This is a genomic window from Cellulosimicrobium sp. SJTW-1, assembly GCF_047716875.1.
Classification (GTDB): domain Bacteria; phylum Actinomycetota; class Actinomycetes; order Actinomycetales; family Cellulomonadaceae; genus Cellulosimicrobium; species Cellulosimicrobium funkei.
On the sequence record NZ_CP136680.1, the window covers coordinates 114,396 to 134,246 of the forward strand.

The window sequence follows — 19,851 nt, forward strand, 5'->3', positions numbered from 1 at the left end:
GCCGACGACGCAGCCCACTACGATGCGGAGGTGAACGCGGACGCGAGCTGGTTTGACGAGGCGACGTCGGGCAGCGACGTCGGTCGCCTCGCTCGCGAGGTCGCGTGGGCGGACACCCCGCTGGGGGAGCCCGAGACCTGGCCGGTCGCGCTCCGCCACGCGGTGCGGCTGTGCTTCTCCACCCGGTTCCCCGCGATGCTCGTGTGGGGTCCGGAGCTGACGCTCCTCTACAACGACGGGTACCGGGACCTCCTCGGCACGGACAAGCACCCGAGCGCGCTCGGGGCGCCGGTCCGTGCGGTGTGGCCGGAGATCTGGGACGACATCGAGCCGCTGTTCGACGCGGTGCTCACCGAGGGCCGCGCCACCTGGAGCGAGGACATGCCCCTCGTGATGAACCGCTCCGGCTTCGACGAGGAGACCTACTTCACCTTCTCCTACAGTCCCCTCGTCGACGACGACGGACAGATCGCGGGCGTCCTCGACATCGTGACGGAGACGACCCGGGAGGTCGTGAACCAGCGCCGCCTGCTCACGCTCGGGGAGCTGCACGCCGTCCTGCCGACGACGGCGGGCAGCCTCGCCGCGTTCGCCCGGCCGGTGGTCGAGGTGCTCGCCCGCAGCGCCGACGTCGCGCGCGTCGCGTTCTACGCCATCGACGGTCCGCGCCCGCGCGTGCTCCTGGAGGCGGGCCACGCGGCCGACGGCACGGAGGCCGAGGCCGTCGGGCGCACCCTCGCGACCGGTCAGCGCGAGGTCGCGCGGGGCCGCGTCGTCAAGCCCCTGCGGGACGCGAGCCCGCGGGGTGCTGCGGGCGTCCTCGTCCTCCAGGCGGCGACCGGCCGCCCGTGGGACGACGACTACGCGCGCTACCTCACGGGTCTCGCCACGACCATCGGTGCGGCGCTGCGCGACGCCGCGCGGATGCGCACGACCCTGGACGAGCTGCGCCGTCGGGCGGAGCGGTCGGAGGAGGAGACGGCGCGCGCCCGCGAGCTCGCGCTCGTGCTCCAGCAGGCGGTGCTCACCGAGCCGCCGCAACCCGAGGACCTCGAGGTCGCGGTGCACTACCAGCCCGCGACCCACGACCGCGACATCGGCGGCGACTGGTACGACGCGTTCGTGGCGTCCGACGGCGTGGCGACCCTCGTCATCGGCGACGTGGTCGGGCACGACCTGGGCGCCGCCGCGACGATGGGCCAGCTGCGCGGCCTGGTGCGCGCCATCGGCTACGACAGCGGCGCGACCCCGGCCCGCCTGCTCGAGCGCGTCGACGCCGCGATCGACGGCCTCGCCCTGGGGATCAACGCCGTGGCGACGGCCGTCGTCGCCCGCATCGAGCAGAGCGACGACGAGCGCTCCCGCGGCGTGCGGACCGTCCGCTGGTCCAGCGCGGGCCACCTGCCCCCGGTCGTCGTCCGCGCGGACGGCGCGGTCGAGGTGCTCACCGTGCGCAACGACCTCCCGCTCGGGCTGCGGCCGGGCGCGGGCCGGCGCGACCACACCGTCGAGCTCGGCACCGACGACACCCTCGTCCTGTACACGGACGGGCTCGTGGAGCGCCGCGGGCACAGCATCCGGGACGACGTCGCGGCGCTCGCCGACGCGCTGCGGGGCCTCGCGGGCGCGAGCCTGGACGACGTGGTGCGGGCGGCGCTCTCCCAGGTCCTCCCCGGCGACGCCGAGGACGACGTCGCGCTCGTCGCGCTCCGCACCGGTCCGCAGGCGGCGGTCGTGCGGCGCGACGTCCCGGGCACCCCGGTGGCCGTCTCGGCGTGAGTCCCACCGGGCGCCGACGTCAGGGCGCGACGTCCACGAGCGCGGACGGCGGTGCAGCGCACCCGATCGTCGGGTCGACCTCGCACACCGTGGGGGCGTGCCGGAGGCTCACCGAGACCTGGGCCTCGCCGGAGGGCACGTCGTCGGGGACCGGGAACGTGCCGTCTGCGGCACCGCCGTCACCGGGCTCGAGGGTCCCGAGGGACGCGCTGTACCGGCTGGTGGCGGGATCGCTCGCGGGTCCCCGGACCGTGATCAGCACCTCGTAGCGTGCCCGGTCCGGCAGGTCGTGCTCGCACCCCGTGCCCCCGCTGCTGCTCGGCACCTCGACACGCAGGTCGTCGCCCGGAGCGACGCGCTGCGGCGTCACCAGCGGGTCGTCGGGCTGGCAGTACGCCGTCGGCTCGCCGGTCCCGAGAGCGCAGCCGGACGCCACGGCCATGACGACGGCCAGCCCGCAGAGCGCCCTGCGGGCGACCTGTCCACGACCCGGGGAGGACGCCGTCACGGCCGCGGGTCGATCCGGCGCCACGGCTTCTCGTCGCGCCGGGCGCCCGTCCCGGCGGCGCAGCGGCGGCAGACGGACGTGACGGCGTCGGCGTCCCGCCCGGTCGCGGGCTGGACGTCGGCCCACGTCACGTGGGGGAACCGCACGAGACCCTGGCGGCTGAGCTGGAGGCGGCACACCGTCGCGTTGGTGCCGCGCTCCCACGCGTGGACCTCGCCTGCGGGCATGCGGACGCCGTCCGGGTCGACCCACGTCCCCGTCGCCGCCACCGCGGCCCCTGAGACACGCCTCGGCATCGTCGTCACCTCCGCTCCCATCCTCGGCCGGGCCGCGCGCGGTCGCAGCCCTGGTGGGGGTGGGGTCAGGTGAGGTGGTCGAAGTCGCCGCGGACCCACGCGGCGTGCCGCTGCGCGGAGCGGAGCACGACCGCGCGGGCGTCGGCGGGGATCACGCCCTCGAAGTTGTTGTAGAGCCGCTCGAACGGGCGCCGCGCCACGCGCTCGGCGACGCGCAGCACGACGGCCGCCGAGAGCGGGATGCGGTTGGGGTAGGACCGCATGAAGCTCACCGACGTGCGGTCGGGGTTGGCGAAGATCGTGTCGCCGGAGAGCAGCACGCCCCGACCGTCGGCGCCGGCGGCCCAGTGCACGACGGCGCTCCCGGGGAAGTGGCCGCCCGGCTGCGAGAGCACGACGCCCGGCAGCACCTCGCGCTCGCCGGTCCACGTCTCGACGACCCGGTCCGGCCGCGCGACCCAGTGCGCGTCCGCCTCGGCGACGAGCACGGGGACGTCGCCGAGCGCACGGCTCCACTCGACCTGGACGCCGAACATGTGGGGGTGGCTCGCGGCGATCGCGACGACCGGGCCGAGCGCGCGCACCTGCTCGACGGCGGCGTCGTCCACGTAGCCGGGCGGGTCCCACAGGAGGGTGCCCGCCGGGGTGCGCACGACCTTGGCCTGCTGCCCGATGCCGACGCTGGGCTCGCTCGTCAGGCCGAACAGGTCCGGCTCGAGCTCCTCCAGGACGAGGCGTTCGCCCGCCGCGGCGAGCTCGGCGAGCGTGGTCCACGCCTGGCCCGTCGCAGGCACCCACTGGCGCTCGTCGGCGCAGATCGCGCACACCGCCGGTCGCTCGGCGTGCTCGACCGCGCACGTGCGGCAGATCCACCAGCCCGCGTCCGGGGTCGGGTCGGGGGAGGGCGCGGGCGTCGTCGTCATGGCACAGGTCTACCGTGCCCCGCCGACACGCGACTCCTGAGAGACTGTCGCCCTCATGATCTCCACGCTCCTCGTCGCGCACCCCTGGATGTCGCCGCTCGCGCTCGCGGCCCTCGTCGTCGTCGGCCCGTTCGTGGGCTCGTGGCTCGTCGGGCGCCGCCGCCTCACCGGCGCGCTGCTCGCGCTGTCCCTCGTGCCGCTGCTCCTGCTGACGCTCGTGCCGGTCGACCGCGAGCTGTACGCCGTCTGCACGGTGAGCTGGGTGCTGCCGACGCCGGCCCGGGTCGAGCTGTTCGCGAACGTCGTGCTGTTCGTGCCGCCGGTCCTCCTCGCGGCGCTGCTGCTCCGCCGGCCGCTCGTCGCGCTGCTGGGCGGGGTCGTCGCGTCGGCGCTCGTCGAGGCGTTCCAGGCGCTCGTCCCGGCGCTGGGCCGGTCGTGCGACACGAACGACTGGCTCTCCAACTCGATCGGTGCGCTCGTCGGTGCGGGGATCGCCGTCGTCGCGCTGGGTCTCGCCGCGCGGCGGGCGCGCACGACGGACGACGACCGCGTGCCCGCGACCCGCGCGTCCTGACGGCCGCGGCCGAGCGCCCGGTCGGGCCTGGGCGCCCGCGCGCAGGACCTGAGGACGGACACGGTGTGGGAACGCTTCCACGGAGCGTGCTCCCCGGGTTAGCGTGGTGGTCCGGGCGCGTCGCCCGTCACCGCCGACAGGACCACGCCGGGAGTACGCCATGCCGACCACCACGCTCGACGACGTCGCGGCCGCCGCGCGCGTGTCGCGGTCGACGGCGTCGCGCGTCGTGCGCGGGACGGGCCCCGTCTCGGACGAGGCGCGCCGCGCCGTGCTCGCCGCGGTCGACGAGCTGGGCTACGTGCCGCACCCGGGAGCACGTGCGCTCGCGAGCGGTCGGGGCGAGCGCGTCGTGGTCGCGGTCGGGTCGCCGTCGGCGGACCTGCTCGCCGACCCCTACGTCGCGCGCGTCGTCGCGGCGGCGAGCCGCACCGCGGACACCCAGGGCGTCGGGGTCGCCCTGCGCTGGCTCGGCCGCGACCCGCGGGAGGAGCTGCGTCGCCTCGCGCGCGACCCCGGCGTGGGCGGCGTGCTGCTCGTCGACTACTCGGCGGACGTGCTCGCGAGCGTCCCGCGCGAGCTCGTCCCGCGCGTCGCGGCGATCGGCCCCGCGGACGGCCGCGTCCCCTCGTACGACGTCGACGCCGCCGCCGGGATCGCCGCGCTCGTCGAGCACGTGCTCGCGGACGGACGGCGCGACGTCGTCATGCTCACGGGACCGGGCTGGCTGCCCGGGTCGCGGCGTGCCGTCGAGGCCTACGAGAGCGTGGTCCGGGCGGCGGGGCGCCCGACGCGCGTCGTCGCGGCCGACCTCTCGTGGCTCGCCGGCGCGGAGGCCGCGCGCGAGGCGCGACGGCGCTGGCCCGGCGTCGACGCGCTCGTCGCGATGAGCGACACCCTCGCCGTGGGCGCGATGCGCGCGCTCGCGGAGGACGGCGTCCGCGTGCCCGACGACGTCGCGGTCACCGGGTTCGACGACCAGCCGTTCGCGGAGCAGGCCGGTCCCGGCCTGACGACCGCCACGCACCCGGTGGAGCGCATCGCGGCCGCCGCGACCGCGGCCCTGCTCGGGCGGCGGCACGACGACGAGCGGACGTTCCCGTCCGTCGTCGTGCGGCGCACGAGCGCCTGACCCGGCCGCCAGGACTGCGCTCGCCGGGAGGTGGCGCCTCAGGCGGGGAGGTCGTGCGCGAGCAGGTCCTCGCGCAGGTGCCGGGCGTACCCGCCGGGCGTGCGCCCGACGAGGCGCGCCGACGTCAGGACCTCGGCGGACGCGTCGGCGACGACGCGCGCCCCCGCGGCCCGGGCGCGCTCCACCAGCCCCACGTCCTCGTGCTCGGCGACGGGCGCGAACCCGCCCGCGGCGTCGTGGGCCGTGAGGCGGACGCCCAGGTTGGCGCCGTGCACGTGCCCGTTCGCGTGGCCCGGCCGGTGCGTCGCGAGCCACGCGCGCGCCCGGTCCGGCGAGAGGGCGGCCAGCTCGGGGCGGACCGTGCCGACCACGACGTCCGCGCCGGCGTCCGCCAGGTCGAGCTGACGCGTCAGCCAGTGGTCGGGCACCGCGGAGTCCGCGTCGGTGCACGCGAGCCACGTGCGTGCCGCGGCGCCGTCCCGGCGTACCTGCAGGTCGGCGACGCCGGCGCGCACCCCCGCCCGACGAGCGCGCCCGACGTTGCCGTACGCGACCTCCACCACCCGCACGCCCGCGGCCCGGGCGACGCGCGCGCTCCCGTCCGTGCAGCCGTCGAGCACGACGACGACCGCGACCCGCACGCCCGGCCGGTCCCGCCCGACGACGGCCGTCGCCCGCCCGAGCGCCGCCAGGCAGCGGGGCAGCAGCTCTTCCTCGTCGCGGGCGGGGACGACCACGACGACGCGCTCGACGGCGCCCGCCGACCCGCTCCCCGGGGCGCTCACAGCAGCCCCGTCGCGCGCGCGACCGAGACCGCCGGAGGGCGGACCAGCACGTCGAGGACGAAGTCCTCCTCCACGTGGTGCGCGAGCCGGTCGAGCTCCGGGCGGGCGGCGAGACGCGCGTGCACCTCGTCGCCGCCCAGCGGGTACTCGACGACGTCGTGCCGCCAGTGGCACGCGACGAGCACGCCGTCGGCGGCGAGCGACGCCGTCGCGCGGTCCAGGGCGCGGTCGAGGTCGTCGCGACCGTAGTAGTAGAGGACCTCCGAGAGCACGACGAGGTCGAAGGTGCCGTCGGGCCACTCGCCCGGGGTGTCGAGACGCAGCAGCTCGACCTCCGGCCCGAGGCGGCGCCGCGCCTCCGCCAGCGGAGCCTCGGCGACGTCCACGCCGACCACGCGGTCGCAGCGCGCGGCGAGCTCGGCCGTGAGCACGCCCGTCGAGCACCCGACCTCGAGCGCGGCCCGGAACCGCGGCCGCGGGAGGCTCGCGAGGAGGACGGCCCGCTTGCGCTGCTCGTACCAGCGCGTCTCGAACCCCCAGGGGTCGCGCCGGCCCGCGTAGAAGCGCTCGAAGAACCCCGCGCCGAGGCTCGCGCCCGGGTCGGCGGGCTCCTTCGCGACCCGGCGGCCCGACGCGTCGACGAGCACCTCGACCCCGCGGTCCGCGTGCCGGAGCATCTCCGGGCCGAGCGTCGCCTCGTCGCCCGGCGCCGCGGACAGCGGCTCGACCTGCGTCACGTGGGCGGCGAGGGCGTGCCGCTTGGCGTCCCGGGCCGCGGCGCCGAGGGGGAGGGCACGCAGGGTCGGCCACGGCACCGCGTCGTCGCCCGGGTCCGCCCAGTGCCACAGCCACACCGGGTACTCCAGGAGGCGCAGGCCGAGGCGGTCGGCGACCTCCGCCGCCACCTCGCCCGCGATCCGGTGGTCGCGGTGCCCGTCGCCGCGCCACGGCGCGCACAGCACCACCGACGACGGCGGCACGCCCCCGCCGCCCGGCCCAGCGAGCACGTCGTCCAGCACGTCGCCGAGCACCCGGGCGAGGTCGCCGCGGTGCTCGCGCAGGCCGCCGTCGGGCAGGCCGGGCAGCACGACCCGGGCCGCGGGCGCCAGGACGGCCACCGCGTCGGCCACCTCCGCGCGGCGGACGGCACGGAGCCGCTCGGGGGAGACCGTCGTCGAGCCCGCGTGCGACGCCTCGCCGTCCGACGCGACCACCACGGTGACCGCGGCGCCGCGACCGGCCAGCTCGTGCACGAGCCCGGCCGCGCCGAACGACTCGTCGTCGGGGTGCGCGGCGAGCACCACGAGGTGCGCGACCTCGCCCACGTCGAGGCGCGGGACGTCCAGGATCCCGGCGTGCACCCACGCGTCCTCCGACGTGCCGGGCTCGCGGTGGTCGAACGTCACCACGCCGTCGTCCCGTGCGCGAGGAGGGCGCGGCCGAGCGACGCGTCGTCGCGCTCCGCGTGGTGCTGGCGCACGTACAGGCCGAGGTCCGCGACGCGGCGGGCGAACCGCTCGTCCGTGGTCAGCGGGCCCGGGCCGAGCGCGTGGGCGCAGCGGCGCTGCACCTCCTCGACGGCCTCCGCGACGACCCCGCGCACGCGGCGCGCGAGCAGGGAGGCGTCCATGCCGTCCACGCCCGCGTCGACGGCGCTCGCGGCCTCCGCGAGGACCGCCCGCCCGGCGGCGAGCGCGCGGTCCGTCGCACCGAGGTGCGCGAGCGCGAGCTGGTCCGGCTCGCGCGCGGCGAGCGCGTCGCGCTGAGTCCGCGCCAGCCCGACGGCGCCGCCCCACCAGCACGCCGCGACGCCGATGCCGCCCCACGCGAACCCCGGCCGCTCCAGGTACCAGCCGGGTGCCCCGACCGGCACGGCCGGGACGTCGTCGAACCGGACCGCGGCGCTCACGACCTGGGCGAGCCCGCGCGCGACCCACGGGCCGTCGGCGGGGACGACGCCCGGCGACCGCAGCCCGACCGCGAACAGCCGCCGACCGGCGTCGGTCCACGCGGTGACGAGCGCGTGCGAGAGGTCGGCGGCGAGGGAGCACCACGGCTTCGTGCCCGAGAGCACCCACGCGCCGTCGCGCTCGTGCGCCTCCAGCCGGACCCCGGGACCCTCCGCCGCGTACACGCCCCACGTGCTGTCCGGACCCGCCCCCACGGCGTCGAGCGCCACGGGGACCGGGACCTGCCCGAGGATCGCGAGGGCGTCGAGGTGCGGCTCGACGACGCGCGCGGCGCCCACGTCCGTCGCGGCGAGCGAGGCGAGCGCCCCCCAGAGCCCCGCGGTCTGCCCGTCGCCGGGGAACGGTGCCCGGGCGCCGATCGTCCGCGCGTGGTCGAGGAGGGCCGCGACGTCGGTCCCGGCCGCGTCGATCGCGGCGAGCTCGTCCGTCCCGACGAGCGCGGGCCGGTCGGCGAGCGGGGTCGACGGCGGGCCCAGGTACAGCGGGACGAGGCCGGGGGCGGTGGGTCGAGCGAGGTCGGGCATGTCGCGGCTCCGGGGATCAAGTTCGGGCCTCGTCTCGACCCGCCACGACCGTAACCGCGGGGGCGCCGCCGGGCGCGCCCAACCCGGGTCGGGCCGTGTGGGAAGACGAACAGGGCGCGCAGGCAGCCGGGCGGAGCGGGCCGACGACGGGCCGCCGGGCGCGGCGGCCCGTCGTCGCCGGTGAGCTCAGTCGCGGCGCGGCGTCGTGCCCGGGTCGGTGGCGTCGTCGTCCGCGCTCGTGCGCCCGGTGCCGGGAGAGTCGGTGTCGGTGTCCGTCGACCGGCCGTTCGACTTGCGGAGGGCGCGCGCCTGCTCGACGGCCTCCTCGCGCTTGGCGGCCTTCTTCTCGCTCGCGCGCGTGTCGCGCGGCGGGAGCTGGATGCGCTCCTCCGCGGGCATGCCGCTCTGCAGCTCGCGGCTGCGCTCGACCTCCGCGTCGAGCTCGGCGCCGAGCAGGAGCGCGAGGTTCGTCAGCCAGAGCCACAGGAGGAAGATGATGACGCCCGCGAGGGTGCCGTAGGTCGCGCCGTAGTTGCTCAGCCCGCTGCCGAGGTAGAGGCCGAACGCCGCCGAGGCGACGACCCAGACGAGGATCGCCAGGATCGCGCCCGGGCTGACCCAGCGGAACTTGGGCTGCTTGATGTTCGGCGTGAGGTGGTAGAGCAGCGCGACGAGGATGACGACGAGCAGGAGCGCGACCGGCCACTTCGCGACCTGCCAGACGGCGATCGCGGTGTCCCCGAGGCCGACGAGCTCGCCCACCTGGCGCGCGATCGGCCCGGACAGGACGAGGCTCCCGACGACCAGGCCCGCGAGCAGCACGGTGATGACGGTGACACCGAGCATCACGGGGCGCAGCTTCCAGATCGGGCGCCCCTCCTCGATCTCGTAGATGCGGTTCATCGACCGGGAGAACGCGCCCACGTAGCCGGACGCCGACCACAGGGCCAGCACGACACCGATGACGAGCGCGAACCCGGCCTTGTCCGTGTTGGCGGCGTTCTCGACGAGCGGCTTGATCATGTCGAGGGTGGTCTGCGGCACGACGCCCTCGACGCTCTTGAGCACCGACTCGACGGCCTTCTCGCCGTCGCCCACGAGCCCGAGGATCGACACGAGCGCCAGCAGCGCGGGCGCCGACGCCAGCACCGCGTAGTACGTCAGCGCGGCGGCCAGGTCGGTGCACTGGTCGTCCATGAACTCGCGCACCGCGCCCTTGACGGCGAAGCCCCACGACGGCTTGCGCAGGTCCGTGGGGGAGTCGGGCTTGTGGTCGGCGTCGGGGGCGGGCCGCGACTCCTCGTCCCGTGCGGTGCCGGACGCGTGGCGTCCGCTGCTGTCGGTCATGGCGGCCTCCTCGGTGGGCGTCGCCTCGGCGCACGACGCTCGCGTCGGTGGACGGCCTCACGGCTCGTCCCGGACGAGCACCACGCTCCGTGCGCCGGGCTCCACCCGCAAGCGGAGCGCCCCCGCGCCGGCGGCTACTCCAGCCCGAGGTCCTGCTGCGCGGCGTGCAGGGCGTCGGCGGACGCGCGGAGCTGGCGCTCCTCGGCCGCCGACATCGTGAGGTCGAGGACCTGCTGGACACCGCCGGAGCTGATGACGCTCGGCACGGAGAACGCGACGCCGCCGATGCCGCGGTAGTCGTCGTGCACCGTGCCGACGGGCAGCACGGCGTGCTGGTCGCTGACGACCGCCTCGACGATCCGGGCCCCCGCGAGCCCGATCGCGTAGTTCGTCGCGCCCTTGCCCTCGATCACCCGGTACGCGGCCTGGCGCACCTGGTCGGTGATCTCGTCGAGCTCGCCGTGCGTGAAGTGGTGGCCGTCGGGCGAGACCCAGTCGAGGATCGGCACCGGCCCGATGCGCGCCTGCGACCACAGCGCGAACCCCGTGTCCCCGTGCTCGCCCACGATGTCCGCGTGCACGCTCGTCGCCGCGACCCGAGCCTTGTCGGCGATGAGGCGGCGCAGCCGGGAGGTGTCGAGCACCGTGCCGGACGAGAACACGCGCGACGTCGGCAGGCCGCTGATCTGCTGCGCCGCGACGGTCAGCACGTCGCACGGGTTGGTGACGATGCAGTAGATGGCGTCCGGCGCGTGCTCGAGGAGCTGCGGCAGCAGCGTCTCGAGGATGCGGACGTTCGTGCCCGCGAGGTCCAGGCGGCTCTGGCCCGGGTCCTGCTTCGCACCGGCGGTGATGACGACGACGTGCGACCCCTCCGCGACCGACGGGTCCGCACCGCCGACGACCTGGCTCGCCCCCGTGAACTGCGTGCCGTGCGCGAGGTCGAGCACCTCGGCCTCGACCTTCGCGCGGTTGATGTCGTAGAGCGCCACCGTCCGTGCGGAGCCGCGGATCAGCGCGGCGTACGCCAGGCTGGTCCCCACGCTCCCAGCGCCCACCACCGTGACCTTCGAGCTCTCGACGCGTGTCATGGGCACCACGCTACGCAGACGGCGCCGCTGCGGCTCGTGCGCGGCGTCCGGGGGCGGTGCCGGAGGGCCTGGGGCATCATCGGCAGTGCTCCTCGGGCCGCCCGGGGAGGCCGGGCCGCCAGGTCGGGCAGGGTGCGAGGCGAGGACGGTCATGAGAGCTCTGCGGTCCCGGGTCGCGGCGGTCGCCGCAGCGGGTGTGGTGCTGGTGTCGGCAGGAGCCTGCACGGCGGACGAGCCGAGCTTCTGCGACGCCGCCCGGTCCTACGAGGAGACCGTCAGGGCCAGCACGGAGTCGCTCACGCGCGAGGAGGCCGCAGACGCGTTCGCGCAGGACGCCGAGGCGATGCGCGAGGTCACCGCGCCCGACGCGCTCAGCGCGGACTGGGACCGCGTGACGACGACGGCCTCGGACGTGGCGGACGCCCTGGCCGACGGCGACGACGGGACCGAGCTCCTGCTCGACGACGACTACCAGGCCTCGTTCAGCGCGGTCACCGAGCACGTCGAGAACAGCTGTAGCTGAGACGCCTCGCGCGCGAAGGTCGGGAAGGGCGGTCGTGGCTCTGGGCTGACGCCAACGAGCGCCGCAGAGCCCGGGAGCGACGAGCCCCGACCGGCTCAGGGGGCAGCGACAGAGGCGTCGTCGTGCCGTACCCCTGTCGCTCGGGGGAGCGGCGCGCGCTGTCGCACTGGGTGCAGGCGCGGGCTGGGAGACTCGCCGGCATGGACGACGATGAAGGCGCGTCGACGCGGCGGGGCGTCGGGCCGGGACGGCCGAGCGGTGGCACCACTCCTGCGAACGGGAACGGCCCGAGGGTTCACCCGGTGCTCACGACGTCCGAGATGCGGAGACGACGAGATCGGGCAGCCGTCGGGGCGCTCGTCGCCTTCCTCGGGCTCCTCCCTGTCGCGGTGCACGCGTACATCGCGTTCATCTTCGGTGTCGACGCCAACCGTGACACGTGCGTGGACGTGTTCGGCGAGCCGTGCCGCACGGCGCCGCAGTTCTTCGGCGTGGTGGTCGCTCTCCTCGCGGCGCCGCTGCTCCTGGGGCTCGCGATCGCTCGACCGCGACAGACGCCTGCGTGGGTCGTCGCGACGGTCGGAGCGGCGCTCGCGCTCTTCGTCGTCCTGCTGGTCGCGACCTGAACCACCCCGACTCGCCGCCGGACGATGCGTCTCAATCTCTCGGCGGGCTCGTGCGTTGTCGTGGGTGACAGAAGGGTCGATGGCGGAGGTGCGGGTGGAGCAGGGGGTCGGGTCGAGCGGCGTCGAGGTCGAGGCGTCGCTCCCGCTCGCGGTGGGAACAACATCATTCGATTGGGCCCAACTGTGAAGGGTGGGCCATTTAGAGTATCCCTTGGGGCTCAGAAAAGGCACTGGGATAAGATGCCTCGGTGGCGCCAGGTTCTCCAGCCGATCCATGTTCACATGGAGCGCGCCAAGGCAGGGGTTACGTGGAACCCAAGCGGAAGATCCGAGCGATTGTGGGGAGGCTGGAAGGCTCCAAAATGAACACGTCTGATGCCATCAGAGAATTAGCTCTCTTCGAGGGTGAGTTTGGCGATCTCTCGCGGGATTTAGGACAGAAGGGTGACGCGGCATACCTATTGGTTCGTGATCCACAACAGCCTGGTCGCTGGGCTGCGATCGCGACCCCCGGCGATCGATGGGTCTCTCTCGAGGTCGCCGGTGGCTATTCAATCGACCAATTCGAGCAGGATGTTACGGACGAAGACATGCGCCGCACCATAAAGAAGTACGTGCAGGTCGCTCTTGCATATTTCCGGGACAGTCCCGCTCCAGCTCGTGCGCGCCTCACTGGCCGTTCATCCTTGAGGGTTGAGACAGAGTCCGGCGATGTCGTGCTTCGAAAGTCGCTCGCCGACGACCTGCGGGATCTTCTACGTCGGCGTCGCTCCTCTTGAACTCGGCCGACATTCACCCGAATACAGCTCGCGGGGGGGGGCTGCTCGTTCGACCAGTAGCGGGTGGCTCGCAATGTTCGCGGTCGTCGCCGTGTCGGCCGCAGGCATCGCCGGAATCCAGAGGGTGGCGTTGCCCATGTCTTGGCGGATTCCGTCGCTTTAAGAGTGCAGAACGCCGTCGATGGATAGTGGAAATTGCCTTTCACGAGGCTAGTGTTCAAGGTCTTGGCATGACTGTCTTGTCCAGTGTGGCCGATGTCGTCATCGAGTCGATGGACGAGCGGTTGCGTCTCCACGACCCCAACGATTCTGTGTCCTTGGTGGTCCAGTCGGTCAAGTCTGACTTGTTGCGCGTGCAGGTCTTCGTGGATGACGAGGAATATGTCGAACGGGTAATCCTGCTTCTCGGATAGCTGTCTGCGACTCAGTGAACCGCTCAGGTCTCCTTGGCGCCTCGACCAGGCCCATCCTGAATCGCAGTCATATGTGACTGCAATGCGCGCGCCGCCGTAGACCGACACGCGCGCCGATCCGGCCGGGACGACACCGACCTCTGCCACACTCCTCAGGTATGGACGACGAACGAGCCTGGACGTGGGGCTTTCGCGCTGCGCGCCCGGCCGTCGAGCTGTTCGCGATCGCGACCGTCCTGCTCTGCGTCGTCGGCGCGCTGCCCGGCCTGGTCGTCGCCGCGGCGGTGACGGAGTACCGCGACGAGGCGCCCCGTGCGGCAGCGGCGTCACCGGAGCTCCTCGCGGAAGTGCAGCAGCTCTCCGGGTTCGTAGGTGGTGTCGGGGCGGTCCTCACCCTGGGGTGCGGGGTCCTCGGCTGGCGCCTGGTCCGGGGCTGGGCCCGCGGCTCGTCCGACGTCGAGGCGCCCCGAGCCGTCGCGACAGCGGCGACCCTGAGCGCCGCCGCGATCGTGGGGGCGCTCCTCAACGCTGCGACGGGGTCGGGCGTGGCCGAGGTGTGTGCGGCCGGGGCGGCTCTGCTCGTCGTCACGTCGCTCGCCGTGCTCGGGTCCACGCAGGTGCGCGCTGCACGGCGCGCGCCGGCTGGCTGATCGGGCGGCGGCAGGGCACGCGGACGACGCTCGGGCCCTACGGGTGGCCGTCGACGGCCGGTCCGTGGTCGGGGGTGATCAGAGCGTCCAGCCCACCCGGGCTTCCATCGGGCCGCCGCACGCTTCCGACCCCCCGACGCGGACCCAGTTCACGGACTTCTCGGTCTCGGCGAGGACCGCTCCGGTCTCGTCAAGGGCGCGCAGCCCGACCGGGTCGGTCCGCGAGAAGAGCGTGAAGGACCAGGTGTCACCGTCCCGCGAGGTCGCGACGGCCGACTCCTGGGGGTCGGGACCCGTTGGCAGCGGTGGTTGCCACACGTCGCCTCCGCCGTCGTGCACCTGAAGATGGTGCACCTCCTCGGTGTCGCCGGTCAGCACCACCTCGAGGAGATCGGCGTACCCGATCGCGGGGCAGACCGCGGCGCCGCCGGAGAGCCGCGAGACGAGGAGCGCCACGACGACCAGCGCCCCGACGACCACGAGGCTCGTCCCCGCCCAGACGGGCAGGCGCACGCGCCGAGGTCCCGTCGGCCGGTGCGCCCGGTCGACGTCCTGCTCCTCCATGAGTGCCCCCTCGTCGCGGACCGGTCCCGGTGCCGTGCACGTCGCGGTCGACGACCCTGGCCGCGCGCGACGCCGAGGACCATCATGGCCGATCTGCCGCCCGGTCGAGCGGTGCGCACCCGTCCCCGCAGGTCCACCCAGGTCTCCTCGCGGAGGTCGGGTGTGGCGGCGGCGTCGACCGCACCCGGGCGGGCCACGGCGCCGGGTCCGCACGGCCCGGGACGGACGGGAGGACGGACGAGCATCGAGCCACGCTGCACGGCCGTGAGGCCGGTGTCGCGCGTGTACGCGGACCGGATGCCGTTCGCGCTCGACGGGCGCATCGACGGCGTGCACGTCGCGTACGTGTGACGCGACTTCACACTTCCCGGGTGAGGACGCGGACGGCGCCCGGGGGCGAGCCTGGGGGTCGAGCCCGTGCGCCGCGCGGGACGGACGCGGGGAGGACGCGACGATGACGCAGGAACTCAGCGACGGGCCCGGTGACGGGCTCGACGACCTCCGGGAGAGCGGGCCCGTCGACTTCCTCGTCGTCGAGCTCCCGACGGACCGCGCGACGGGCGACGCCGCGTTCCCCTACCTCGTCGACCTCGTGGACCGCGGCATCATCCGCGTGCTCGACCTGGTGGTCGTGCGCCGCGAGGACGACGGCGGCGTGACGGCCGTCGGGCTCGAGGAGCTCGACGACGGGTCGACGGAGCTCGCGGTGTTCGAGGGTGCGCGGTCGGGGCTGCTCGACGACGACGACCTCGCGCAGGCGGTGGACGCCGTCGAGCCCGGCATGACGGCCGTCGTGCTGGTGTACGAGAACGTGTGGGCGGCGCCCTTCGCGACCGCGCTGCGTCGCAACGGTGCCCAGCTCGTCGCGAGCGGGCGCATCCCGGTCCAGGCGCTCATCGCGTCGCTGGACGCCACCGAGCCGGTCGGCTGACCGGCGCCAGGAAGGAGACCACCGTGCCAGGACTGCTCCGCGGCGTCGCCCGCACCGCCGTCGTCGCCGGGACGGCGACCGCCGTCTCGAACCGTGTCTCGCGCCGCCAGGCGGGCCGCTGGGCCGCCCAGGAGTCGCAGTACGCGGCCCCGCCGCAGCAGCCGCAGTACGCGGCCCCGCCGCCGCAGTACGCCGCGCCGGCACCCGCCCCGGCGGCCACGGACGCGCGCATCGAGCAGCTCACGCAGCTCGCCGCGCTCCGCGACCAGGGCGTGCTCACCCCGGCCGAGTTCGAGGCCCAGAAGGCCCGCATCCTCGCCTGACACGGCCGGTCCGCCGGCGCGCGGGCCGGCCCGGCACGGCGGAAGGACGAGCATGACCCGCACCCGCACCGCCGACCCGGGGCGTCGCCTGCGGCGCGAGGCGTGGGGGTTCGCGGCGGGGTCGCTGTGCTTCCTCGTCGGCGCGCTCCCGCCGTACGCGGGCGCGGTGGGCGCCGTGGCGACCGGGGTGACGTTCGTCGTCGGCTCGGTGTTCTTCACGGCCGCGGCGTTCGTCCAGCTGGGCCTGAGCGGGCGCCGCCCGCCCCGCACGGGCACGCCGCCCGCCGACCGCTGGGACTGGTGGTCCGCGGCCGTGCAGCTCGTCGGGACGCTGTGCTTCAACGTGAGCACGACGGCGGCCCTCGTCGCGGCCGTGAAGGCCCCGACCGCGCTGTGGGTGGGGTGGCGGCCCGACGCCTACGGGTCGGTCGCGTTCCTCGTGTCGTCGGCGCTCGCGGTCCTCGCGACGCGCGACCGGGGCCATCTGTGGGACACCGACGCGCGCACGTGGCACGGCACGTGGCTGAACATGATCGGCTCCGTCGCCTTCGCGGCGTCCGCCGTCGGGGCGTACGTCGACCCGTCCACGGGCACGTACCTGAGCGCGTGGTGGGACGACGCCGGGACGCTCCTCGGCGCCGTCTGCTTCCTCACCGCCGCGCTGCTCTCGCGCCGGTCGGCCGGTGCCCCGGCCCGCACCGACGCCGTCCCGGCCGGGTGACGCTCCCGCGCCGCCCGGCCGGGCGCTCCCGGTGTCAGGAGCAGTCGGTCGCCGCGTAGTCGGCGTCCACGGCCGCCGTGGCCGTCCCGGCGCTCGCACTCCCGGCGTCGACCGACGCCGCGCGGACCGCGAACGACTGGTACGCCGCCCGGCCCGGCTGGACGCCCGCCACCGTGCGCTCGCCGTACGGCGTGCGCAGCGTGACGTCGGCGGGCTCGTCGCCGGTGTTGCGCGCCGTGACCGCGACGTACGCGCCGCCGGCGAGGCAGCGGCTGGTCGCCTGGACGGCGAGCGCGGCAGGGGCGGCGGCGAGCTCGACCGTCGGACCGTCGAGCTCGACGACCGTCACGCTCGACCCGGAGGTCGAGGTCCACGTCGTGGCGGGCGTGAACGACCCGCGGTCGAGGTCGGCCTGCGTGACGACGTGGTGCGCGAACGTGCACGTGTACGACCCCTCGGCCGGGAGGTTCCGGTACCGGCAGTTCTGCGCGGCGTTCGCGGGGTCGAGCCCGGCGAGGTTGCCCGCCGGCACGACCTGGGTCGCGGCCGTCGAGAGGTTGCGCACGTCGAACGTGAAGCTCAGGCGGTCGCCCACGGCGTACGACTGCTGGGGGTTCGCGTGCTTCCCGCGCACGCTGATGTTCCCGGGCGCGCCGAAGTACACGCCGGGACCCTCGTGCTCCACGGTGGTGACGGTCGTGCCGGACGTCGATGTCCACGTGGTGCGCGGGGCGAAGAAGCCCGCGTCGAGGTCGGCCTGCGTGATCGTGTGCCGGGCGGACGTGCACGTGTACGCCGCGCGCGCCCCGAGGTTGCGGTAGCGGCAGTTCGGCGCGCCCTGCGCGGGGTCGAACCGGTCGAGGGTCCCCGTCGGCGAGACGGTCGTCACGGCGTCGGACAGGTTGGTCACCGTGAACGAGTAGGTGACGACGTCGCCGACCTTCCAGCCGCCGGCCGGCGTCGCGCTCGTGACGCTCGCCGCGGTGACCTCGACCTCGCCCGGCGTGCTGCTCGGGGCCGCGAGGAGCCAGTCGTGGTCGAGCTTGGCGAACCGGATGCCGCCACCGCCACCGCCGGGCTCGTAGAGCAGGCCGACGGTCCCGTCCGCGAGCGTGGCGAGCGTCGAGTACGCCATGCCGCCCGGCTGGAAGACGCGCGCGACGGGCCACGTCTCGCCGTCGTCGTAGCTGACGCGGACGGTGCCGTTGACGCGCCCGGTCTGCGACGCGGCGTTCGAGAAGAGCAGCACCTTCGCCTCGGCCGACCCCTGCGGCGCGTTCGGGTAGGCGCGCACGATCGACGCGTTGTTGGTCGGGTCGGGCAGCTCGGTGTCGAGGGTGACCGGCCCGTACGTCACGCCGCCGTCGGTCGAGTACGCGACCTTGCGGTACTTCGACCCGGCGGAGTCGCGCGAGTTGAGCATGACGCGCCCGTCCGAGAGCTCGACGGTCTTGTTCTCGTCCATGCCCGTGCCGACGGGCTGCCCGACCTGCCAGGTCGCGCCGTGGTCGTCGGAGTAGACGGACACGGCCTGGAACTGGCCGGAGCCGTTGATGATCGTGTACTGCTGCACGAGCCGGCCCGCGTGGGGGCCGTACCGGAGCTGGATGCCCTGGCCCGACGCGGCGAAGCGCGAGCGCCACCCGAGGTCCGCGGTGACGTCGGCGGTGATGGTGCGGTGGGTCCACGTGCGGCCGTCGTCCGTGGAGGCGGAGACGTTGGCGTGGATGACGTCGCGCGCGGTCGGGTCGACGCCCGGCCGGGAGCCGCCGAAGCCCTGGTCGTAGGACTTCACGTGGAAGTTGAAGATCGTCCCCGTCTCCCGGTCGACGACGTAGCTCGGGTCGGAGTAGCCCTCGATCGGCGCGGTGGTCTTCCCGGCGGCGACGACCTCCTGCGGCCCCCACGTGACGCCGTCGTCGGTGGAGCGGCGCTGGAGGATCGAGTTCGGCCCGGGGGAGTCGGCCGCGGTGGGGCGGCCGTCGTACGAGGCGAGGACGTCGCCGTTGGGCGCCACGGTGAGCGCGGGGATGCGGTAGTTGGGGAAGCCGCCCTGGCCGTTCGTCGCGAGCTGCTGCTCGGTGTACGAGCCCGGTCCGCCGGTGGCGGGCGCGAGGTCGAAGTCGGGGGCGAGGGTCGTGTGGTGGGCCGACGCCGTCGTGACGGGGGCGACGACGCCGCCCACCGCGAGCGCGAGCGCCGCGGCGACGGTCACCGCGCGGTGCGCGGGTCTGCGGAGGTGTCCGATCATGCCGTTCCTTCCGGTCGGTGCTCGGCGCGGGCGGACGGTCGCGGGGGAACGCGGCGACGCTGCCGAGAACGCTTGAACAGATGATGTCAGATGTCTGACGTCAGGAAGGTAGCCCGGCGGGTCGGCAGGGTCAAGGGCGGCGCGCGGACAGCACGACGCCCGCCGGCCGCGCGGGGTGCGCGGCTGACGGGCGTCGGTGCGGGTCGGAGCTCTCCGGCGGCTCAGCCGCGGCGGGTCCGGCGGGACGCGATCACGACGGCGGTGCCCGCGGCGGCGAGCACCGCGGCGATCCCGGCGTACAGCGCCGCGCTCACGCCGGTCTCCGCGAGGCCCGGGTTCGCCGCGGAGGCGCTGACCGTGCTCGAGACGGGGACGACGCCGGCCGGGTCGTCCAGCCCGGGCGGGTTCGTCGCGCAGTCGGGGGACGCCGGCGGGTAGACGGTCGTCACGACGACGTGGGGGTTGACCTCGAAGCGGACGTCGACGGAGGGGCGCACCCAGTCGTACTCGTCGCCCTCGACCCATTGGCCGTCCTCGAGGCGCCAGCCGGGCCAGTCGACCCCACGGCCGGAGTCGTCGACGACCGCGCCGGGCCACAGGAGGCGGCCCGAGAGCGGGAGTCCGCTCTGCACGACGCTCTCGCCGTCGGGGTTGATCCACGTGACCGTCGCGGTGTCGTGGTCCGTGCCCTCCACCTCGATCGCGTAGTCGAGGTACGCGGCGTCGCTCTCGCACACGGGCGCGAGGGTCGTCAGGCGCATCGAGGGCTCGGTCGGCACGTAGGTGTCGCCCTCCGCCGCGTGGGCCGGCCCCGCGAGGAGCGCGGCGGTGGCAGCGAGAGCGGCGGCGGCGGTGGCCCGCCCGGCGGCGCGGCGCCCGGTCGAGGTGCTCATGGTGGTTCCCGTCGGGTCGTGGTCGGTCGGGTCTCGGCGGTCGTCGTCCACGGGCGCCGCCGTACCCCCGCGGACCAGCGGGACCGGAGCAGCAGGGGCACGGGCGTGTCGGACACGATGAGGCGGCACCGCCGTCGTCGCCGATGCCCGCACCTGCAGGGGGCTGTGGTGCGGGCATCGGCTGGGCCTCAACCTAGACACCCAACTGGACAGGCGTCCAGTTCTCGAGCGGGTGAAGTCCGGGCGGT

General features: G+C 75.0%; 22 protein-coding genes. 11 read left to right on the forward strand and 11 right to left on the reverse strand.

What is annotated here, in order from left to right; genetic code table 11:
- Positions 1–30: 30 nt before the first annotated feature.
- A complete protein-coding gene (locus RSE42_RS00565) occupies positions 31–1,779 on the forward strand; it encodes a SpoIIE family protein phosphatase (RefSeq protein ID WP_415297616.1) in 1,749 nt (582 codons plus the stop codon).
- A 19-nt stretch (positions 1,780–1,798) separates the two neighbouring features.
- On the opposite strand, the gene RSE42_RS00570 is transcribed toward RSE42_RS00565, so the two are convergent.
- The 3 genes from RSE42_RS00570 to RSE42_RS00580 form a co-directional block, all read right to left on the reverse strand.
- A complete protein-coding gene (locus tag RSE42_RS00570) occupies positions 1,799–2,287 on the reverse strand; it encodes a hypothetical protein (protein WP_255180109.1) in 489 nt (162 codons plus the stop codon).
- Positions 2,284–2,583: a hypothetical protein gene (locus RSE42_RS00575; RefSeq protein WP_114553075.1), complete on the reverse strand. Its 300-nt coding sequence runs from the start codon at positions 2,581–2,583 to the stop codon at positions 2,284–2,286. Before RSE42_RS00575 ends, RSE42_RS00570 begins: the two co-directional genes overlap by 4 nt.
- Before the next feature lie 65 nt (positions 2,584–2,648).
- Positions 2,649–3,506: an MBL fold metallo-hydrolase gene (locus RSE42_RS00580; RefSeq protein ID WP_114553066.1), complete on the reverse strand. Its 858-nt coding sequence runs from the start codon at positions 3,504–3,506 to the stop codon at positions 2,649–2,651.
- Positions 3,507–3,561: 55 nt separating this feature from the next.
- Between RSE42_RS00580 and RSE42_RS00585 the strand changes: the two genes are divergently transcribed.
- Positions 3,562–4,080: a VanZ family protein gene (locus RSE42_RS00585; protein ID WP_051028346.1), complete on the forward strand. Its 519-nt coding sequence runs from the start codon at positions 3,562–3,564 to the stop codon at positions 4,078–4,080.
- A gap of 160 nt (positions 4,081–4,240) precedes the next feature.
- Positions 4,241–5,212 (forward strand): LacI family DNA-binding transcriptional regulator, encoded by a 972-nt coding sequence (locus RSE42_RS00590; RefSeq protein WP_043657091.1) that lies wholly within the window; start codon positions 4,241–4,243, stop codon positions 5,210–5,212.
- Positions 5,213–5,250: 38 nt separating this feature from the next.
- On the opposite strand, the gene RSE42_RS00595 is transcribed toward RSE42_RS00590, so the two are convergent.
- The 5 genes from RSE42_RS00595 to RSE42_RS00615 all read right to left on the reverse strand — a co-directional run bounded on the left by RSE42_RS00595 (position 5,251) and on the right by RSE42_RS00615 (position 10,929).
- Positions 5,251–5,997, reverse strand: a complete 747-nt coding sequence (locus RSE42_RS00595) for a glycosyltransferase (RefSeq protein ID WP_415297617.1) — start codon at positions 5,995–5,997, stop codon at positions 5,251–5,253.
- Positions 5,994–7,403, reverse strand: coding sequence for a PIG-L family deacetylase (locus RSE42_RS00600; protein WP_415297618.1), 1,410 nt, complete (start codon positions 7,401–7,403; stop codon positions 5,994–5,996). The genes RSE42_RS00595 and RSE42_RS00600 overlap by 4 nt, the downstream gene beginning before the upstream one ends.
- On the reverse strand, positions 7,400–8,491 hold the full coding sequence (locus RSE42_RS00605; protein WP_415297619.1) for an acyl-CoA dehydrogenase: 1,092 nt from the start codon (positions 8,489–8,491) through the stop codon (positions 7,400–7,402). Before RSE42_RS00605 ends, RSE42_RS00600 begins: the two co-directional genes overlap by 4 nt.
- Positions 8,492–8,677: 186 nt before the next feature.
- Positions 8,678–9,838, reverse strand: a complete 1,161-nt coding sequence (locus RSE42_RS00610) for a YihY/virulence factor BrkB family protein (RefSeq protein ID WP_415297620.1) — start codon at positions 9,836–9,838, stop codon at positions 8,678–8,680.
- Positions 9,839–9,972: 134 nt separating this feature from the next.
- Positions 9,973–10,929, reverse strand: coding sequence for an L-lactate dehydrogenase (locus tag RSE42_RS00615; RefSeq protein ID WP_415297621.1), 957 nt, complete (start codon positions 10,927–10,929; stop codon positions 9,973–9,975).
- A 151-nt stretch (positions 10,930–11,080) separates the two neighbouring features.
- Here RSE42_RS00615 and RSE42_RS00620 point away from each other — a divergent pair, with 151 nt between their 5' ends.
- The 5 genes from RSE42_RS00620 (at position 11,081) to RSE42_RS00640 (ending at position 13,920) form a co-directional block, all read left to right on the forward strand.
- A complete protein-coding gene (locus tag RSE42_RS00620; protein WP_415297622.1) occupies positions 11,081–11,452 on the forward strand; it encodes a hypothetical protein in 372 nt (123 codons plus the stop codon).
- Between the two features lie 302 nt (positions 11,453–11,754).
- Positions 11,755–12,078 (forward strand): hypothetical protein, encoded by a 324-nt coding sequence (locus RSE42_RS00625; protein WP_415297623.1) that lies wholly within the window; start codon positions 11,755–11,757, stop codon positions 12,076–12,078.
- A gap of 308 nt (positions 12,079–12,386) precedes the next feature.
- On the forward strand, positions 12,387–12,857 hold the full coding sequence (locus tag RSE42_RS00630; RefSeq protein ID WP_415297624.1) for a hypothetical protein: 471 nt from the start codon (positions 12,387–12,389) through the stop codon (positions 12,855–12,857).
- A 230-nt stretch (positions 12,858–13,087) separates the two neighbouring features.
- Complete coding sequence (locus RSE42_RS00635; RefSeq protein WP_415297625.1) at positions 13,088–13,270, forward strand: hypothetical protein; 183 nt, start codon at positions 13,088–13,090, stop codon at positions 13,268–13,270.
- A 158-nt stretch (positions 13,271–13,428) separates the two neighbouring features.
- Entirely contained in the window at positions 13,429–13,920 is a 492-nt protein-coding gene (locus RSE42_RS00640; RefSeq protein WP_415297626.1) for a hypothetical protein, read from the forward strand.
- Positions 13,921–13,998: 78 nt separating this feature from the next.
- Here the strand turns inward: RSE42_RS00640 and RSE42_RS00645 are convergent, their stop codons facing one another.
- Positions 13,999–14,484 carry a hypothetical protein gene (locus RSE42_RS00645; protein ID WP_415297627.1) on the reverse strand — a complete coding sequence of 162 codons (486 nt, stop codon included), beginning with the start codon at positions 14,482–14,484 and terminating at the stop codon, positions 13,999–14,001.
- A 454-nt stretch (positions 14,485–14,938) separates the two neighbouring features.
- Here RSE42_RS00645 and RSE42_RS00650 point away from each other — a divergent pair, with 454 nt between their 5' ends.
- The 3 genes from RSE42_RS00650 to RSE42_RS00660 are packed head-to-tail and all read left to right on the forward strand — an operon-like array spanning position 14,939 to position 16,459.
- Positions 14,939–15,415 (forward strand): DUF6325 family protein, encoded by a 477-nt coding sequence (locus RSE42_RS00650; RefSeq protein ID WP_021480863.1) that lies wholly within the window; start codon positions 14,939–14,941, stop codon positions 15,413–15,415.
- Positions 15,416–15,438: 23 nt separating this feature from the next.
- The gene (locus RSE42_RS00655; RefSeq protein WP_034653437.1) at positions 15,439–15,738 is read left to right on the forward strand and encodes an SHOCT domain-containing protein; all 300 of its coding nucleotides are present in this window, start codon (positions 15,439–15,441) and stop codon (positions 15,736–15,738) included.
- Positions 15,739–15,790: 52 nt separating this feature from the next.
- On the forward strand, positions 15,791–16,459 hold the full coding sequence (locus tag RSE42_RS00660; protein ID WP_391513416.1) for a hypothetical protein: 669 nt from the start codon (positions 15,791–15,793) through the stop codon (positions 16,457–16,459).
- A gap of 34 nt (positions 16,460–16,493) precedes the next feature.
- Here RSE42_RS00660 and RSE42_RS00665 read toward each other — a convergent pair whose 3' ends face one another.
- Positions 16,494–18,710, reverse strand: a complete 2,217-nt coding sequence (locus tag RSE42_RS00665) for a sialidase family protein (protein ID WP_415297628.1) — start codon at positions 18,708–18,710, stop codon at positions 16,494–16,496.
- A 221-nt stretch (positions 18,711–18,931) separates the two neighbouring features.
- Positions 18,932–19,603 (reverse strand): peptidase, encoded by a 672-nt coding sequence (locus RSE42_RS00670; RefSeq protein WP_415297629.1) that lies wholly within the window; start codon positions 19,601–19,603, stop codon positions 18,932–18,934.
- Positions 19,604–19,851: the final 248 nt, after the last annotated feature.

What these genes read in the sequence shown, in the direction of transcription:
- RSE42_RS00575 (WP_114553075.1), bottom strand. Translation starts at nt 2,583, where the DNA reads ATGCCGAGGCGTGTCTCAGGGGCCGCGGTGGCGGCGACGGGGACGTGG.
- RSE42_RS00580 (WP_114553066.1), bottom strand. Translation starts at nt 3,506, where the DNA reads ATGACGACGACGCCCGCGCCCTCCCCCGACCCGACCCCGGACGCGGGC.
- RSE42_RS00585 (WP_051028346.1), top strand. Translation starts at nt 3,562, where the DNA reads ATGATCTCCACGCTCCTCGTCGCGCACCCCTGGATGTCGCCGCTCGCG.
- RSE42_RS00590 (WP_043657091.1), top strand. Translation starts at nt 4,241, where the DNA reads ATGCCGACCACCACGCTCGACGACGTCGCGGCCGCCGCGCGCGTGTCG.
- RSE42_RS00605 (WP_415297619.1), bottom strand. Translation starts at nt 8,491, where the DNA reads ATGCCCGACCTCGCTCGACCCACCGCCCCCGGCCTCGTCCCGCTGTAC.
- RSE42_RS00610 (WP_415297620.1), bottom strand. Translation starts at nt 9,838, where the DNA reads ATGACCGACAGCAGCGGACGCCACGCGTCCGGCACCGCACGGGACGAG.
- RSE42_RS00615 (WP_415297621.1), bottom strand. Translation starts at nt 10,929, where the DNA reads ATGACACGCGTCGAGAGCTCGAAGGTCACGGTGGTGGGCGCTGGGAGC.
- RSE42_RS00620 (WP_415297622.1), top strand. Translation starts at nt 11,081, where the DNA reads ATGAGAGCTCTGCGGTCCCGGGTCGCGGCGGTCGCCGCAGCGGGTGTG.
- RSE42_RS00635 (WP_415297625.1), top strand. Translation starts at nt 13,088, where the DNA reads ATGACTGTCTTGTCCAGTGTGGCCGATGTCGTCATCGAGTCGATGGAC.
- RSE42_RS00640 (WP_415297626.1), top strand. Translation starts at nt 13,429, where the DNA reads ATGGACGACGAACGAGCCTGGACGTGGGGCTTTCGCGCTGCGCGCCCG.
- RSE42_RS00645 (WP_415297627.1), bottom strand. Translation starts at nt 14,484, where the DNA reads ATGGAGGAGCAGGACGTCGACCGGGCGCACCGGCCGACGGGACCTCGG.
- RSE42_RS00650 (WP_021480863.1), top strand. Translation starts at nt 14,939, where the DNA reads ATGACGCAGGAACTCAGCGACGGGCCCGGTGACGGGCTCGACGACCTC.
- RSE42_RS00660 (WP_391513416.1), top strand. Translation starts at nt 15,791, where the DNA reads ATGACCCGCACCCGCACCGCCGACCCGGGGCGTCGCCTGCGGCGCGAG.
- RSE42_RS00665 (WP_415297628.1), bottom strand. Translation starts at nt 18,710, where the DNA reads ATGATCGGACACCTCCGCAGACCCGCGCACCGCGCGGTGACCGTCGCC.
- RSE42_RS00670 (WP_415297629.1), bottom strand. Translation starts at nt 19,603, where the DNA reads ATGAGCACCTCGACCGGGCGCCGCGCCGCCGGGCGGGCCACCGCCGCC.